The 16,989-nt window shown below is 52.1% G+C and carries 14 protein-coding genes and 1 rRNA gene; 9 read left to right on the forward strand and 6 right to left on the reverse strand.

Annotation, left to right across the window (positions count from 1 at the left end):
- The first annotated feature begins 281 nt into the window (after nucleotides 1-281).
- A 5S ribosomal RNA gene (rrf, locus tag ACPUC8_RS16350) occupies nucleotides 282-397 on the forward strand.
- An 84-nt stretch (nucleotides 398-481) separates the two neighbouring features.
- Here rrf and mobB read toward each other — a convergent pair.
- Together mobB and mobA are read right to left on the reverse strand one after the other, a co-directional pair.
- Nucleotides 482-988 (reverse strand): molybdopterin-guanine dinucleotide biosynthesis protein MobB, encoded by a 507-nt coding sequence (gene mobB, locus ACPUC8_RS16355; RefSeq protein WP_058972468.1) that lies wholly within the window; start codon nucleotides 986-988, stop codon nucleotides 482-484.
- The gene (gene mobA, locus ACPUC8_RS16360) at nucleotides 985-1,560 is read right to left on the reverse strand and encodes a molybdenum cofactor guanylyltransferase MobA (protein ID WP_039328036.1); all 576 of its coding nucleotides are present in this window, start codon (nucleotides 1,558-1,560) and stop codon (nucleotides 985-987) included. The genes mobB and mobA overlap by 4 nt, the downstream gene beginning before the upstream one ends.
- Before the next feature lie 71 nt (nucleotides 1,561-1,631).
- Between mobA and ACPUC8_RS16365 the strand changes: the two genes are divergently transcribed.
- The 5 genes from ACPUC8_RS16365 to spfP all read left to right on the forward strand — a co-directional run bounded on the left by ACPUC8_RS16365 (nucleotide 1,632) and on the right by spfP (nucleotide 7,075).
- Nucleotides 1,632-1,907: a YihD family protein gene (locus ACPUC8_RS16365; protein WP_039328039.1), complete on the forward strand. Its 276-nt coding sequence runs from the start codon at nucleotides 1,632-1,634 to the stop codon at nucleotides 1,905-1,907.
- Between the two features lie 46 nt (nucleotides 1,908-1,953).
- A complete protein-coding gene (locus ACPUC8_RS16370; protein WP_039328041.1) occupies nucleotides 1,954-2,940 on the forward strand; it encodes a serine/threonine protein kinase in 987 nt (328 codons plus the stop codon).
- 26 nt (nucleotides 2,941-2,966) lie between these two features.
- Complete coding sequence (gene dsbA / locus ACPUC8_RS16375) at nucleotides 2,967-3,596, forward strand: thiol:disulfide interchange protein DsbA (RefSeq protein WP_038644001.1); 630 nt, start codon at nucleotides 2,967-2,969, stop codon at nucleotides 3,594-3,596.
- Nucleotides 3,597-3,962: 366 nt separating this feature from the next.
- Entirely contained in the window at nucleotides 3,963-6,752 is a 2,790-nt protein-coding gene (polA, locus tag ACPUC8_RS16380) for a DNA polymerase I (RefSeq protein ID WP_494926842.1), read from the forward strand.
- Between the two features lie 275 nt (nucleotides 6,753-7,027).
- Nucleotides 7,028-7,075, forward strand: coding sequence for a small protein SpfP (spfP, locus tag ACPUC8_RS16385; RefSeq protein ID WP_071892919.1), 48 nt, complete (start codon nucleotides 7,028-7,030; stop codon nucleotides 7,073-7,075).
- Nucleotides 7,076-7,161: 86 nt separating this feature from the next.
- Here spfP and yihA read toward each other — a convergent pair whose 3' ends face one another.
- On the reverse strand, nucleotides 7,162-7,803 hold the full coding sequence (gene yihA / locus ACPUC8_RS16390; RefSeq protein WP_494926843.1) for a ribosome biogenesis GTP-binding protein YihA/YsxC: 642 nt from the start codon (nucleotides 7,801-7,803) through the stop codon (nucleotides 7,162-7,164).
- A 554-nt stretch (nucleotides 7,804-8,357) separates the two neighbouring features.
- Here yihA and yihI point away from each other — a divergent pair.
- Both yihI and hemN read left to right on the forward strand, forming a co-directional pair.
- Entirely contained in the window at nucleotides 8,358-8,879 is a 522-nt protein-coding gene (gene yihI, locus ACPUC8_RS16395; protein ID WP_494926844.1) for a Der GTPase-activating protein YihI, read from the forward strand.
- A 236-nt stretch (nucleotides 8,880-9,115) separates the two neighbouring features.
- On the forward strand, nucleotides 9,116-10,489 hold the full coding sequence (gene hemN / locus ACPUC8_RS16400) for an oxygen-independent coproporphyrinogen III oxidase (RefSeq protein WP_494926845.1): 1,374 nt from the start codon (nucleotides 9,116-9,118) through the stop codon (nucleotides 10,487-10,489).
- A 49-nt stretch (nucleotides 10,490-10,538) separates the two neighbouring features.
- Here the strand turns inward: hemN and glnG are convergent, their stop codons facing one another.
- The 3 genes from glnG to glnA form a co-directional block, all read right to left on the reverse strand.
- A complete protein-coding gene (glnG, locus tag ACPUC8_RS16405; RefSeq protein ID WP_039328060.1) occupies nucleotides 10,539-11,948 on the reverse strand; it encodes a nitrogen regulation protein NR(I) in 1,410 nt (469 codons plus the stop codon).
- A 7-nt stretch (nucleotides 11,949-11,955) separates the two neighbouring features.
- Nucleotides 11,956-13,005 (reverse strand): nitrogen regulation protein NR(II), encoded by a 1,050-nt coding sequence (gene glnL, locus ACPUC8_RS16410; RefSeq protein WP_039328063.1) that lies wholly within the window; start codon nucleotides 13,003-13,005, stop codon nucleotides 11,956-11,958.
- Between the two features lie 185 nt (nucleotides 13,006-13,190).
- A complete protein-coding gene (gene glnA, locus ACPUC8_RS16415) occupies nucleotides 13,191-14,600 on the reverse strand; it encodes a glutamate--ammonia ligase (RefSeq protein WP_007885243.1) in 1,410 nt (469 codons plus the stop codon).
- Nucleotides 14,601-15,039: 439 nt separating this feature from the next.
- Here glnA and typA point away from each other — a divergent pair, with 439 nt between their 5' ends.
- A complete protein-coding gene (typA, locus tag ACPUC8_RS16420) occupies nucleotides 15,040-16,860 on the forward strand; it encodes a ribosome-dependent GTPase TypA (protein ID WP_039328069.1) in 1,821 nt (606 codons plus the stop codon).
- Nucleotides 16,861-16,989 lie beyond the last annotated feature (129 nt).

Genomic DNA, 16,989 nt, shown 5'->3' on the forward strand with positions numbered 1-16,989 from the left:
TGCAGCGATGCATTGAGCTAACCGGTACTAATGACCCGTGAGGCTTAACCTTACAACGCCAGAGGCGTTTTTGAGAAGACGCAAAAGTAGATTTTCAGCTTGATTCACCGGATTTTAGATTTAGTTTTGTTCTGCGGACATGAGTCCGAAGGATTTTGCGCTGAAGCAAGGCGGCAAGCGAGACGATGTGAAGGAGCATACATGAGTATGTGACTGAGCAGCGCGAACGCAGCCAACGCAGCAGCAGTGCAAAAGACACAGGACAGAACACCAAGAATTTGCCTGGCGGCTGTAGCGCGGTGGTCCCACCTGACCCCATGCCGAACTCAGAAGTGAAACGCCGTAGCGCCGATGGTAGTGTGGGGTCTCCCCATGCGAGAGTAGGGAACTGCCAGGCATCAAACAAGTGAAGAAGCCCTGAACGAAAGTTCAGGGCTTTTTTACGTCTGAAATTCAGCCATCTCATCCAAAAAATCTCTGTTTATTGGCCTCTTTTCAGCCACTCTTCAATAAAATCAGCCACCTTAACTGTCTGATTAATATCAAGGAGAGGAAGGTTGATTGCCAATTTCTCATCGCTTGCCACAGCAATCACGTATTCATCCAATAAATCGGTCACCCCACCTTTAACACCGTGCCGCCAGAGGGCAATTTTGGGCACCGGTTCGCCCTTAAAGCCTTCAACCAGCACCAAATCCAAGATTGAACTGTCCATTTTGGCCGCTAACGCCGTCAAATCTAACGGCTGATCCGGGGTTTCACACATCAAAGCCCAGCGTTGGTTACTGGCGACGATCACTTGGTCGGCACCCGCTTTTCGCAGCAAATAGCTGTCCTTTCCCGGTGTATCTATATCCATTTGATGGTGAGTGTGCTTGATTAACCCTGTACGGATGCCTCGTTCCTTTAGCAAAGGGATAACCTGCTGTAACAAGGTGGTTTTTCCTGTACCGCTCCATGCCACAACTGCCAGCAACGGCACGCTCATGACAGGTTCTCCTCATTCATCAAATCGTCCGGGGTATTGATGTTGCGAAACGCCGACTCAGGATCGGTAAATGTCACCGCATGGCCGCCGTGCTCCCGTAGGAACTGCATTAAACGTCGCTCACCGCGTAACAGCCAGGCTTCCAGATCATCGGCTAATGATCGATGAACCAGCGCTAATGCGGGATGATCGCGCTGCGTCGAACGTACCCAGACAGCGGGGGCATTGCCGCGCTGCTGCCATAAACGTGCGACGAAATCCTCTGGAAGCCAGGGCGTATCACAGGCGCAAAAGGCGACCCATTCGGTTTTGCTGTGCTGCAAACCACTCAGCATGCCAGCCAGAGGCCCTGGGAAATCAGACATAGAATCAGTAATCACCTGACAGCCGCTATGCTGATAACGATCAATGTTACGGTTCGCGCTTATCAACACAATATTGACCTGCGGCATGAATCGCTGCAGAACGTGCTGATAAAGCGGTTTGCCCTGCAGTTCCAGCAGCCCTTTATCTTGACCTCCCATACGGCTGCCTTGCCCACCGGCGAGGATCACGCCAGTCAATGCTGTCATTTTCGTCTCCTTAGTCATTCTGGACGATACTTGCATCACGGCAGCGTACCACCTGCGTAAAGGAATCAACGATGAAATATCACCGCCTTAATGAACTTCTCGAACTCCTGCAACCGGCATGGCAAAAGGAGTCGGATCTTAACCTGCTGGCATTTTTACAAAAATTGGCGCAGGAATCCGGTTTCAGTGGCCCATTAAGTGAATTAACCGATGATGTATTGATTTACCATCTCAAGATGCGTGATGCTGACAGCCATGCTGAAATTCCCGGACTGAAAAAGGATCACGAAGTGGACTTCAAAACTGCGCTATTACGTGCGCGCGGTGTGATTAAGGATGATGAGTAGTGTTATCCTTGCGCATGACTTGCAACGGTAACCTACAGACAAAATGATGAGCGAAGCTGCCTTTACTTTCCAGACGCTGGACCCTGATGTCATCCTCGATGCACTTTGGGATGCGGGTCTGCGTGTCGAATCAGGCCTAACCGCCCTCAATAGCTACGAGAACCGTGTTTATCAGTTCAGCGATGATGAAAAGCGTCGCTATGTGGCCAAGTTTTATCGTCCACAACGCTGGAGTGCGCAGCAGATTCATGAAGAGCATCAGTTCACACGGGATCTGCTGGCAGATGAAGTTCCGGTGGCAGCGCCATTGACGCTGCAAGGCAGCACGCTGAACCAGCATGCCGGATTTATGTTTGCCGTTTTCCCCAGTCTGGGAGGACGACAATATGAAACAGATAACGAAGAACAGATGGAGTGGGTGGGGCGTTTTCTGGGCCGCATCCATCAAACCGGTCGTCAGAGTCTGTTTCAGCAGCGCCCAACAATGGGTCTGGAAGAGTATGTGTTCCAGCCTCGTCGGGAACTGGAGCAAAGCACACTGGTGCCTGGTGCGCTGAAAGACGCACTGCTGAACGCCGTAGATAAACTCAGCAGCACGCTGCAGCAGTGTTGGCATAGCCAATGGCAACCTCTTCGGCTGCACGGTGACTGCCATCCGGGTAATATTCTATGGCGCGATGGCCCGATGTTTGTCGATCTGGATGACGCGCGTAACGGCCCGGCCGTGCAGGATTTATGGATGTTGGTGAATGGCGATCGTCAGGAGCAACTGATCCAATGGGACATTCTGCTGGAAGCTTATAATGAATTCAGTGACTTCGATTTACATGAATTGTCACTGATTGAGCCTTTACGCGCTATGCGCATGGTTTATTATTTGGCCTGGGTGGTACGCCGTTGGCAGGATCCCGCTTTTCCGCGCGCTTTCCCCTGGATGACCGATGAGGATTTCTGGCGCCGACAGATTGCACTATTTATCGAGCAGGAGAGGCTGTTACACCAACCCCCGTTGCAGCTTAGCCCGCAATTTTAATGAAGTACTCAGGAGATTTTTTCACGATGAAAAAGATTATGTTTGCGTTGGTAGGATTAATGCTGGCATTTGGCGCTTCAGCCGCACAGTTTAACGACGGCAAACAGTTCGTTACGCTGCCAAAGCCGGTTGCGGGTGAACCGCAGGTGCTGGAGTTCTTCTCCTTCTTCTGCCCACACTGCTACCAGTTCGAACGTGTTTATCACGTGAGTGATGCAGTGAAAAAGAACCTGCCAGCTGACACCAAAGTGACGAAATATCACGTCGATTTCCTGGGTGGTGATTTCGGCCCAGTCGTCACGCAGGCTTGGGCTGTGGCGATGGCCTTAGGTGTGGAAAGCAAAGTCACTGCACCGATTTTTGATGGTATCCAGAAAACCCAAACCATCACTGATGCAGCAAGCCTGAAAGCGACTTTCATCCAGGCGGCGGGCATCTCTTCTGAAGATTATGATGCTGCATGGAACAGCTTTGCGGTAAAAGCGTTGGTGGCGCAGCAGCAGAAAGCAGCCTCTGACCTGAACTTGCAAGGTGTGCCTGCGATCTTCGTTAACGGCAAATACATGGTCAACAATGGCGGCCTTGATACCAGCTCTATGGACAATTTCGTTGCAGATTATGCCAACGTAGTGAAGTTCCTGGTTGAGAAGAAGTAATCAAGCTTGATAAAACGCCGACAATGTCGGCGTTTTATCGCCATTATCACTGCGCAACACTCATACTCCTGTTAACCCTCCGCTTAATATCCACATGGACGATCACCTTTTTAAAAAGGTGTTGTGCATCACGGTAAGTTGATAACTATCTGAATATAAAGTTTTTTTATCAATAAAATGATTGCAATTAACGTAAATAACAATACGTTATGATTTTTACGCACAAAGTTATCCACAACCCGATCCTTGCGATCCGCTCCGCGTAACCGCGAAAAAGATCCTGACTTCCCCGCACAGATTCAACATTCTTCTCTGGTTGTGGCATCCTTATAGCCCTCATTATCGCAACGAAGAAAATACGAACCTATGGCGCAAATTGCAGAAAACCCTCTGATTCTGGTAGACGGCTCCTCATATCTCTATCGGGCATATCATGCCTTTCCGCCGTTAACCAACAGTGCTGGCGAGCCAACAGGCGCCATGTATGGTGTGCTCAACATGCTGAAAAGCCTGTTGATGCAGTATCAGCCGAGCCACGTGGCTGTTGTCTTCGATGCGAAAGGCAAAACCTTCCGTGATGAGTTATTCGAGCACTACAAATCTCACCGTCCGCCGATGCCTGACGATCTGCGTGCACAGATTGAACCGCTGCATGAGATGGTTAAAGCGATGGGTCTGCCATTATTGGCTGTAACTGGCGTTGAGGCCGATGATGTTATCGGTACACTGGCGCTGGAAGCCGAGAAGCAAGGCCGTGCAGTGTTGATCAGTACCGGTGATAAAGACATGGCGCAGCTGGTCACGCCGGGCATCACGCTGATTAACACCATGACCAATACGGTGCTGGGTCCGGAAGAGGTTGAGCAGAAATATGGTGTTCCGCCGTCACTGATTATCGATTTCCTGGCCATGATGGGCGATAGCTCGGACAATATTCCCGGTGTGCCGGGCGTGGGAGAGAAGACGGCACAAGCACTGCTGCAAGGGTTAGGCGGCATGCAGTCGATTTACGACAATCTCGATAAAGTGGCCGATCTTTCGTTCCGTGGCGCGAAAACCATGGCGGCGAAGCTGGAGCAAAACCGTGAGGTGGCTTTCCTCTCTTATCAGCTGGCGACGATTAAGACCGACGTTGAGCTGGAGCTGGGCTGTGAGCAGCTCACGGTTAACGAGCCTGACGTCGAAGCGCTGCAAACTTTGTTTGGCCGTTACGAGTTCAAACGCTGGATCACCGATTTACAGGATGGCACCTGGCTTCAGGGTAAGAAGAGCAATACCCAGGCTCAGAAATCACTGGCAAGTGAACCTGTGGCCGCAGCCGCGGAAACAGCCAGCGTGCTGTCATCGGATGGCTACGTCACCATTCTTGATCAGGCGACCTTCGACGAGTGGCTGCAAAAGCTGAAAAATGCGGAGCTGTTTGCCTTCGATTTGGAAACCGATTCGCTGGATAACTGGAGCGCCAACATTATTGGTCTCTCCTTTGCGATCGCGCCGGGTGAAGCGGCTTATCTTCCGGTGGGCCATGACTATCTTGATGCACCAGACCAGCTGGACCGCACCGACGTCCTGAAACAGCTGAAACCGCTGCTTGAAGATGCCAAAGCCGCGAAAGTGGGGCAAAACCTCAAGTACGACCGCGGCGTGCTCAAGAATTACGACATTGAGCTGAAAGGCATTAAATTCGACACCATGCTGGAGTCTTACTGTCTGAACAGCGTTGGCGGTAAACATGATATGGACAGCCTGGCGGCGCGCTGGTTGAACCACAAAACCGTGACCTTTGAAGAGATTGCCGGAAAAGGCAAAAATCAGCTGACCTTCAACCAGATTGCGATTGAGCAGGCCGCTCACTACGCCGCAGAAGACGCCGATGTCACGCTGCAGCTGCACATGCAAATGTGGCCAAAGCTGGAGCAGGAAGCGGGGCCGAAGCAGGTGTTTACCGACATTGAAATGCCGCTGGTTACGGTGATTTCTCGTGTTGAGCGTAACGGCGTGTTGATCGATCAAAACATTCTGGCGAAGCACTCGCAGGAGCTGACTACCCGTTTGGCTGAGCTTGAGCTGAAGGCTCACGAATTAGCCGGTGAGCCGTTTAATCTCTCTTCTACCAAACAGCTGCAAACCATTCTGTTTGAAAAGCAGGGCATTAAACCCACCAAGAAAACGCCGGGCGGTGCCCCATCAACCAGTGAAGAAGTGCTGGCTGAGCTGGCTCTCGACTATCCGCTGCCAAAAGTGATTCTGGAGCACCGTGGTCTGTCGAAGCTCAAGTCGACCTACACCGATAAATTGCCACTGATGATCAATCCGAAAACCGGTCGCGTCCATACCTCTTATCATCAGGCAGTTACCGCAACCGGGCGTCTCTCTTCCACCGATCCGAACCTGCAAAATATCCCGGTGCGTAATGATGAAGGTCGTCGTATTCGCCAGGCGTTTATAGCGGGTGCGGATAAGCGCATTGTGGCGGCTGACTACTCGCAAATTGAACTGCGTATTATGGCGCACCTGTCACAGGATAAAGGCTTGCTGGATGCCTTTGCGCAGGGAGAAGACATTCACCGTGCCACGGCGTCAGAAGTGTTTGGTGTGGCGCTGAGTAAGGTGTCAGGGGAGCAGCGTCGCAGTGCCAAAGCGATTAACTTTGGTTTGATCTATGGCATGAGCGCATTTGGTTTATCGCGTCAGCTGAATATCGGTGCCGGCGAAGCGAAGAAGTATATGGATCTCTATTTCGAACGTTATCCGGGCGTGCTGCGCTATATGGAAGAGACGCGTGCGCAAGCTGCGGAGAAGGGCTACGTTGAAACCCTTGAGGGCCGCCGTCTGTGGCTGCCGGACATCAATTCCAGCAACGCCATTCGTCGTAAAGCGGCTGAGCGTGCGGCGATTAATGCCCCGATGCAAGGCACGGCAGCAGATATCATTAAACGCGCGATGATTGCTGTGGATGGGTGGTTACAACAGCAGAATGATGATGCAGTGCAGATGATCATGCAGGTACACGATGAATTGGTGTTCGAGATCCGCAATGATGCGGTTGAGAGTGCCAGTGCGACGATCCGTCAACTGATGGAGAGCAGCATGAAGTTGGATATACCGCTGCAGGTTGAAGTCGGAACGGGTGATAACTGGGATCAGGCACACTAACAGGTGAATGTTGGCGGCATCTCGGTGCCGCTGACATCATCATAAGAAAAAAGTTTGATTAATCGGTTCAGCAAGCGCGCAAAGCCGCTTGTAAAATGCACGTTGGGTAACTGCTTATCCCCTAAGCATTTTTTTAGTAATTAAACTACATGCCTTAAGCCAAAGTGTGACGAACCTGGTAAAAAAGATGTCGGATCCTGAAACTTAACAACAAAAAACCCTTTGTCGGTCAGGAAAAATCAGGTAAAGTTCATCGCGTAGGGTACAGAGGTAAGATGTTCTATCTTTCAGACCTTTTACTTCACGTAATCGGATTTGGCTGAATATTTAGCCGCCCCAGTCATTTATGACTGGGGCGTTTTTTATTGGGCTTTTTCTGAAAAGCGGGCTGAAAAACCCGCTGGAGAGATTAGGCGGATGGTGCTTCGCTATCGCCTTCCTGCGCCGGTTCCAGTTCAGCGAACCAGTTGTCCAGCTTTTGACGAACGATATCCACACCCAGCTTTTTCAACGATGAGAACATCTCGACCTGCACATCACCCATAAAGCCCAATGCAGCTTCACGCACCATCTTGAGCTGTGCTTTACGCGCGCCTGAGGCCAGCTTATCCGCTTTAGTTAACAGTACCAGCACCGGAATGCCACTCTGAACGGCCCACTCAATCATGTTCTGATCGAGGTCTTTCAATGGATGGCGGATATCCATCAGCACCACCAAGCCTTTCAGTGCCTGACGTTTCTGCAAATATTCAGACAGTGCGCGCTGCCACTTGCGCTTCATTTCTTCCGGTACTTCCGCGTAACCGTAACCTGGCAAGTCCACTAAGCGCTTACCATCAACCACTTCAAACAGGTTGATGAGCTGGGTACGGCCAGGCGTTTTACTGGTACGTGCCAGACCTTTCTGATTGGTCAGGGTGTTCAGTGCGCTGGATTTGCCCGCATTAGAGCGCCCGGCAAAGGCGACTTCAATGCCCGCATCCGCCGGCAAATGGCGAATATCCGGGGCGCTGAGCATAAAATGGGTCATGTGATAGTTCAAAGCAGACAAAGTAAAACTCCAGCAGAGTGATTCGGCAATTGGGCTGATTATACCTGTTATGGCGCAAAAGTGCCCGATGGCGTCTTAACGCGCTATTTTGTAAGAGATCAACGATTGTTACTGCCAGTCATTACCGCTTAATGGAATGTTCACATTAAGACTTGTTGTTAATAATCATGGTGTTAATGGAATCATGAAAAAGACCGCTCTAAATAAGAGACAAGTCTCACTTGTTCATTTTACTGATTGGTCTACATTGAGTGTCAGTGCACGGCAGCACCCATCAGGATGATGCGCTCAGGAGTGTCGGGGAAGACCAAGAGCATGGCAGGAAGTGATTCAGGCACGAGTCAGACAAGGAAAAGGAATACTCGCAGGAGCGATGGGGCGAAGGAGCAACCGGGACGTGGTGAGCCGTAAAGGATTGATACCGTAATTCCTTCATGAGAAGGTGCGAAATAAGGCGATAGCATAGGCTATCGCCTTTTTTCTTTGCCCGCTTTCTGCTAGATTTCGCCGCAATTCTATACTGAATTCACTTAGCATCACTGAGACCGGACACCATGAAGCAACCTGCATCAGCCCCGCGTGGCAAACCTGCTGCAAAAGCCAAGCGCAAATCGCGTGAAGAACTCAACCAGGAAGCGCGCGACCGTAAACGCGATAAAAAACACAGTGGCCACAAATCTGGCAGCCGTGCCAATCCGGAAGTGCAAGCCGCAAATAAAGGCCAGGGTAAAAAAAGCCAGGACCCACGCGTAGGCAGCAAAAAGCCGATTGCGCTGGTGGCCGACGGTAAAACTCAGCCAGAGAAGAAACCCGCCGCGCAACCCAAGTCGAAAGCGGAAAAAGTGCGTTTAACGCCGCAGGAAGAGCTGGCCAAGCTGGAAAACGATGAGCGTCTGGATACGCTGCTGGATCGTCTTGAAAATGGCGAGACGCTGAGCGGCGAAGATCAGGCCTGGCTGGACCAAACCTTAGACCGCATCGACGAGCTGATGGAAACTCTGGGCATTGCCTTGGATGACGAAGCGGAAGATGAGCAGGCAGAAGAAGATATGATGCGCCTGTTGAAGGGCAACTAAGGCACTTTTTGATCGGCATGCGTGTTACCGCATGCCGCGCTAAACAGGTATTCGCTTATGCTTTGGCCTGGATCAATTTTAGCGCTGCTACTGACATGTTATCTGCTGTGGTTATTGTTTAAACTACGCCGCCTGTCGCGTCTGAAGTCGCGTATACGCCGGCGTTCGGCTCACCGCTTCATCCACTCTTCTGCTACGCGACCCTCTCTCAGACGACGTCACCGTAAGGAGTGAGCATGTCATCGCAGCAGATTGAATGGGATCAGCGCCTGATTGAAAAATACAATTACGCAGGCCCGCGCTACACCTCTTATCCCACTGCGTTGGAGTTTAATGAAAACTTCGGCGAGGCGGCATTTCAGCAAGCCGTTGAACGCTATCCTGAGCGCTCTCTGTCACTGTATGTGCACATCCCGTTCTGCCATCGTCTGTGCTATTTCTGCGGTTGCAATAAGATCGTCACGCGCCAGTTGCACAAGGCAGACCGCTATCTTGATGTGTTGGAACAGGAAATCCGTCAGCGAGCCCCGCTTTTTGCTGGTCGTCGCGTAACCCAATTACACTGGGGCGGCGGCACGCCAACCTTTCTTAACCCGGCACAGGTGAGCCGGCTGGTGGCGCTATTACGCAGCCATTTTGACATTGCGGATGATGTTGAAATGTCGATCGAGGTCGATCCACGTGAAATTGAACTGGAGATGATCGATCATCTGCGTGCCGAGGGGTTTAACCGACTGAGCATGGGCGTGCAGGACTTCAACAAAGCCGTGCAGGAGCGTGTTAACCGCGTTCAGGATGAAGAGACCATCTTTGCCCTGGTCGAGCGTGCTCGGGCGCAGGGGTTCCGTTCCGTGAGTCTCGATTTGATCTACGGCCTGCCGTTGCAAACGCCAGAGAGCTTTGCTTTTACCTTGCAGCGGGTAATCGCACTCAATCCCGACCGCCTTAGCGTGTTTAACTATGCGCATATGCCCACCCTGTTCGCGGCGCAACGTAAGATCAAAGATGATGAACTGCCCAGCGCCGCCCAGAAGTTGCTGATTCTGCAGCAAACTATCGCAACCTTAACCCGCGCGGGCTACCAATTCATTGGGATGGATCACTTTGCCAAGCCAGATGATGAGCTGGCTGTGGCACAGCGTGCCGGTGTGCTTCATCGCAACTTCCAGGGTTACACCACCCAGGGAGAGAGCGATCTGCTCGGTTTCGGGGTGTCGGCGATCAGTATGCTGGGTGACGGCTATGCGCAGAACCAGAAAGATTTGAAGGCGTATTATCGCGACGTTGAGCAGCGTGGCAATGCCTTGTGGCGCGGCCTGACGTTAAGCGATGATGATTGCCTGCGCCGCGATGTGATCAAAGCGCTGATCTGTAATTTCTCTCTGGATTTTTCTGCCATTGAGGCGCACTGGCCAATCGATTTTGACGACTATTTCGCAGAGGATTTAGCGCTGCTTGCGCCGTTAATCGCCGATGGCTTGCTGGAACAGCAGGGGCTCAGCCTGCAGGTAACGGGGATTGGACGTTTGCTGATTCGCAATATCTGCATGTGCTTTGATCGTTACCTGCGCCAGAAAGCCCGCCTGCAGCAATTTTCACGTGTGATATAAAAACAAAAGGCGGCCTGAAGGCCGCCTGCGGTTGCACTAAGCTGCAATCTTACTCCATACCCAGTTCTTTCAATTTACGCGTCAGCGTATTTCGACCCCAACCGAGTAACCGTGCGGCTTCCTGCTTGTGCCCCTGAGTGTGGCGCAGTGCGGTGGTGAGCAGCGTGCGTTCCATTTCCGGCTGAGCTTCAGAGAGCAGGTTTTGATGACCGGAACGCAGCGCGCGGTCCGCCCATTGTGCCAGCAGTGTTGCCCAGCTATCTGGCAGCGACTGAACCGGGCTATCTGGCGTGCTCGACTCAAACAGTTCCGGCGGCAGATCCTGAATCAACACTTCCTGGCCCGCAGCCATTACGGTTAACCAGCGGCAGGTGTTCTCCAGTTGGCGCACGTTACCGGACCAATGCAGACGCGTCAGTGCGGTTTCCGTCTCCTGGTGCAGAATCTTCGCTTCAACACCCAACTCACGCGCAGCCACCTGCAGGAAGTAGCGCGCCAGACGAGGGATGTCTTCACGACGCTCGCGCAGTGGCGGCAGATGGACACGGATCACGTTGAGACGGTGGAACAAGTCTTCACGGAACTTGCCTTCCTGCACGCGCAGTTCAAGGTTTTGGTGGGTTGCCGCGATGATACGCACGTCCACTTTCACCGGCGCATAGCCGCCCACGCGATAGAACTGGCCATCAGCCAAAACGCGTAACAAGCGGGTCTGCACATCGAGCGGCATATCACCGATTTCATCGAGGAATAGCGTACCGCCATCAGCTTGCTCAAAGCGACCCTGACGAATCTGGTTTGCCCCGGTAAAGGCACCTTTCTCGTGTCCGAACAGCTCGGATTCGATCAGGTCTTTAGGAATGGCAGCCATATTCAGCGCGATAAACGGTGATTTAGCCCGCGGACTATGACGATGCAGCGCATGCGCCACCAACTCTTTACCGGTACCTGATTCGCCGTTAATCAGCACACTGATCGACGAGCGCGACAAGCGGCCAATTATACGGAACACATCCTGCATCGCTGGCGCTTCGCCAATGATATCGGTAGTGGGGCCGCTCACCGGCTGATTGCGCGGCTGCTGCTGCTCCTGATAATGGCTAATCGCACGTTCAACCAGTGCCACCGCCTCATCGATATCAAACGGTTTTGGCAGGTAATCAAACGCACCCTGCTGATAGGCGCTCACTGCGGCATCCAAATCCGAATGCGCGGTCATGATGATCACCGGCAGCATAGGATGACGCTGTTTAATTTGTTTCAGCAACGCCAGCCCATCCATGCCCGGCATGCGAATATCTGATAACAATACATCTGGGGTTTTACTTGAGAGTGCATCCAGCACCTCATTGGCGCTGTCAAATGTTGCGCAGCTCAAACCGGCTCCAGTGAGCGCACGTTCAAGCACCCAGCGGATGGAGCTATCGTCATCGACGATCCAGACTATCCCTCGTTGCATAGAAACCTCACTGGCGAATAGGCAGGTAGACCGAGAATTCGGTGTGTCCTGGCCAACTGTTAAATTCTATTTTTCCTGAATGCTGATCGATCAAACTGCGGGCGATGGAGAGACCTAAACCCGTGCCCCCTTCGCGTCCGCTGACCATCGGATAGAACAGCGTATCTTGTAGCTGGGCAGGTATGCCTGGGCCATCATCTTCAATATCAATGCGTGCCACTAAGCGATAACGTGTGCCGTGCAGCGTCAGTTGGAAAGCAGTGCGCGTGCGGATGACGATAGTGCCGCCTTCCTCACCCAGCGCTTGCAGGGCATTACGCACTACATTAAGCAGCACCTGCTCAATCTGGTCAGGGTCATGCGGCAGTTCTGGCAGGCTGGGGTCGTAATCACGCACCAGCGAGACATTGTCCGGTAACTCCATTGAGACCAGGTTGACCACGCGCTCGGCCACCTGATGAATGCTTTGTGTTACGTGCATACCCGGCTGTTGTGGCCCGAGTAAGCGATCGACCAGATTGCGCAGGCGGTCCGCCTGTTCAATGATGATCCGGGTATATTCATGCAGCGACGGATCGGGCAGGGCACGGGTTAATAATTGTGCCGCGCCGCGTAATCCACCCAGCGGGTTTTTAATTTCATGTGCCAGTCCGCGCACTAAATCACGGGCTGCGACCTGCTGTGCATGTTGCAACTGTTCCTGGCTCAGGCGGCGTTGATTATCCATCGGCGCCATTTCCAGCAAAATAAGGCCATCGGGCAGTCGTTGCGCCGTCAGCGACATAATGTGCGCTCGGCCATCAACCACCAAAGTGACTTCGCTGTCGGTAAAGCCCTGGCCTGCTCCAAGACTCTCGCTCATCACCTCAATATTCAGCGAAAAATAGCCGGTTAATTCCGGTAATGGCGTGCCGAACAATTTGCGTGAGCTTTGCGCCAGTAATTGCTGAGCTGCCGGGTTGGCATAATGGATAACCAGATCGTTATCGACCAGCAAAATACTGTTGATTAGAGAGTTGAGTATCTGCCCCGCGTCGGGCAGCGTGCCAGTAGCCATACAGCGTTCCTCTGCACTAAGTTAGTGCATTATAGCCTTTTAGGACGGAAATCTGTCTTTGAAACGGTATTTGCGCGGAGAAAAAAGCCCATCCGGAGATGGGCCAAAGTTTCCACGGCAATATAAAAAGTTTTCAGACTCTGTGCGCCGCCAAAAAAGCGGCGCATGAAGCCGAATTTTTTAAATTAAACGCTGTAGTACAGTTCGAACTCAACTGGGTGCGGAGTCATGCGCACACGGTCAACTTCTGGCTTACGCAGTTCAATGTACGCATCGATAGCGTCATCAGTGAACACGCCGCCACGGGTCAGGAACTCGCGGTCTTCGTTCAGTGCGTTCAGTGCTTCTTCCAGAGAACCTGCAACTTTTGGAATCTCAGCTTCTTCTTCCGGAGGCAGGTCATACAGGTTTTTGTCCATGGCATCGCCAGGGTGGATCTTGTTGATAACACCATCAAGACCCGCCATCAGCAGTGCAGTGAACGCCAGGTATGGGTTAGCCGCTGGATCCGGGAAGCGCGCTTCGATACGACGAGCTTTCGGGCTTGCAACCACTGGAATACGGATAGAAGCAGAACGGTTACGGGCAGAGTAAGCCAGCATAACAGGTGCTTCGTAGCCTGGGACCAGACGCTTGTATGAGTTAGTGGTTGGGTTCGCCAGGGCGTTGATCGCTTTAGCGTGCTTGATGATACCGCCGATGTAGAACAGAGCAGTTTCAGACAGGCCGCCGTACTTGTCGCCAGAGAACAGGTTCACGCCGCCTTTTGACAGGGACATGTGGCAGTGCATACCAGAACCGTTATCGCCGAACATTGGCTTAGGCATGAAGGTTGCAGTTTTGCCGTACGCGTGAGCAACGTTGTGCACCACGTATTTGTAGATCTGAATTTCGTCAGCTTTTTTGGTCATGGTGTTGAAGCGGGTTGCCACTTCGTTCTGACCAGCAGTTGCCACTTCGTGGTGGTGAGCTTCAACCACCAGACCCATCTGCTCCATGGTCAGACACATAGCAGAACGGATGTCCTGAGCTGAGTCGACTGGTGGAACTGGGAAGTAACCGCCTTTCAGACCTGGACGGTGACCTTTGTTACCGCCTTCGTATTCTTTACCGGTGTTCCATGCTGCTTCGATATCGTCGATAGCAACGTGTGAACCTGAGGTAGATGAACCGAAACGAATGTCATCGAACAGGAAGAACTCTGGCTCTGGTCCAAACAGCACGGTATCCGCGATGCCTGAAGAACGCAGGAACTCTTCTGCACGCTTAGCAATGGAGCGTGGGTCACGGTCGTAGCCCTGCAGTGTGCCTGGCTCGAGGATGTCGCAACGAATGATCAGGGTAGAGTCTTCGAAGAACGGATCCATCACCGCAGTGGTCGCATCCGGCATCAGCACCATGTCTGATTCGTTAATGCCTTTCCAGCCGCCGATGGATGAGCCATCGAACATTTTGCCTTCTTCGAAGAAGTCAGCGTTAACCTGGTGCGCAGGGATAGTAACGTGCTGTTCTTTACCTTTGGTATCGGTAAAACGCAGGTCAACAAACTTAACTTCGTGTTCGTTCATCATCGAGAGAACGTGTTCAGCGGACATACTCAACTCTCCTGGAAATGGTCATTATCGTCATGGTGAGAGAACTTCGTTGCCTGGAATGTGTCACGACTTCTGACCATTACCTAACCAAGATCTCGGCAAGCTCTTTCAACCGTTTTATAACTGTCGTTTTCGCTTAAAAGATATAAAGCGAATTCTGTGCCAACTTTATTACAATGGTGAAAATGGCGCTGTGGCGCGCTCTTTGGTGAGTCGACCACTGCACCAGTATGGATGGTGCGCACTAATTTGGTGCTCCATGGATGAAATTGCGCCCCAAAAAGGTGCAAAACACCATCGCAGTGCAGATTAATGCACCGTTATTGGTGCTAAAAAACAGCACTATGAGAAACTTTAAGTGAATACTGTGATCATGTTCAGTCTTTCGCTTAATCCGTGTACAATACCGCGTTATTTCTATAATGCCTGAGGCAAAGCTGTGATCGAAAATTTGCGTAACATCGCCATTATCGCGCACGTTGACCATGGTAAGACCACCCTGGTTGACAAACTCTTACAACAGTCCGGTACTTTTGATGCCCGTACCGAAGCGACTGAGCGCGTAATGGACTCCAACGATTTGGAGAAAGAGCGTGGGATTACCATCCTCGCAAAAAACACCGCCATCAAATGGAACGACTACCGTATCAACATCGTTGATACCCCAGGACACGCCGACTTCGGTGGTGAAGTGGAGCGCGTTATGTCCATGGTGGATTCGGTGCTGCTGGTTGTAGATGCGATGGATGGCCCTATGCCGCAAACCCGCTTCGTAACCAAAAAAGCCTTTGCTCATGGTTTGAAGCCGATCGTAGTCATCAACAAAGTTGACCGTCCTGGCGCGCGTCCAGATTGGGTTGTTGATCAGGTCTTCGACCTGTTCGTTAACCTCGATGCGACCGACGAGCAGCTGGACTTCCCTATCATTTATGCTTCAGCGCTGAATGGTATTGCAGGTCTGGACCACAACGACATGGCTGACGACATGACCCCGCTGTACCAGGCGATTGTGGATCGTGTTTCTCCGCCACAGGTTGAAGTTGAAGCACCACTGCAGATGCAGATCTCGCAGCTGGACTACAACAACTACCTGGGTGTTATCGGCATTGGCCGCATCAAGCGCGGTAAAATCAAGCCGAACCAGCAAGTCACTATCATTGATAGCGAAGGCAAAACCCGTAACGGTAAAGTCGGTAAAGTACTGGGCCACCTGGGTCTGGAACGTATCGAAAGCGCCGAAGCTGAAGCTGGCGATATCATCGCGGTAACCGGTCTGGGCGAGCTGAACATCTCTGACACCATCTGTGATACGCAGAAGGTTGAAGCGTTGCCAGCCCTGAGCGTCGATGAACCAACCGTAACCATGTTCTTTAACGTCAACACCTCACCTTTCTGCGGTAAAGAAGGTAAGTACGTGACTTCGCGCCAGATCCTGGAGCGTCTGAACAAAGAGCTGGTGCACAACGTGGCACTGCGCGTTGAAGAAACCGAAGATTCAGATGCGTTCCGCGTTTCTGGTCGTGGTGAGCTGCACTTGTCTGTTCTGATCGAGAACATGCGTCGTGAAGGTTTCGAGCTGGCGGTATCCCGTCCGAAAGTTATCTTCCGTGAATTCGAAGGCCGTAAGCAAGAGCCATTCGAAAACGTGACCCTCGACATCGAAGAAACCCACCAGGGTTCTGTGATGCAAGCGATGGGTGAGCGTAAAGGCGACCTGAAAAACATGGATCCTGATGGTAAGGGCCGTGTACGTCTTGACTACATGATCCCAAGCCGTGGTCTGATTGGCTTCCGTAACGAATTCATGACCATGACTTCAGGTACCGGTCTGCTGTACTCCACCTTCAGCCACTACGACGATGTGCGTCCGGGTGAAGTGGGCCAGCGTCAGAACGGCGTGCTGATCTCTAACGGCCAGGGTAAAGCGGTAGCGTTCGCCCTGTTCAGCCTGCAGGATCGCGGTAAGCTGTTCCTGGGTCACGGTGCGGAAGTGTATGAAGGCCAGATCATCGGTATTCACAGCCGTTCAAACGACCTGACAGTTAACTGCCTGACCGGTAAGAAACTGACCAACATGCGTGCATCAGGTACTGATGAAGCCACCACTCTGGTTCCACCGCAGAAAATGACGCTGGAGCAGGCTATCGAGTTCATCGATGATGACGAACTGGTAGAAGTGACTCCGCAGTCAGTCCGTATTCGTAAACGTCACCTGACCGAGAACGACCGTAAGCGTGCGTCTCGCGGCGGTAAAGACTAAGCGAAACAGTCTGATATTTAAGCCCCGCATTGCGGGGCTTTTTTATGTCTGCAACCCGCTGAAACGCTCGCTTTCTGAACTTTGCACCGGCTTCCAAATCGCGGATTTCCTCCTCATCGTACCTGTTCA

It is taken from the genome of Pantoea sp. CFCC18177 (assembly GCF_059412425.1).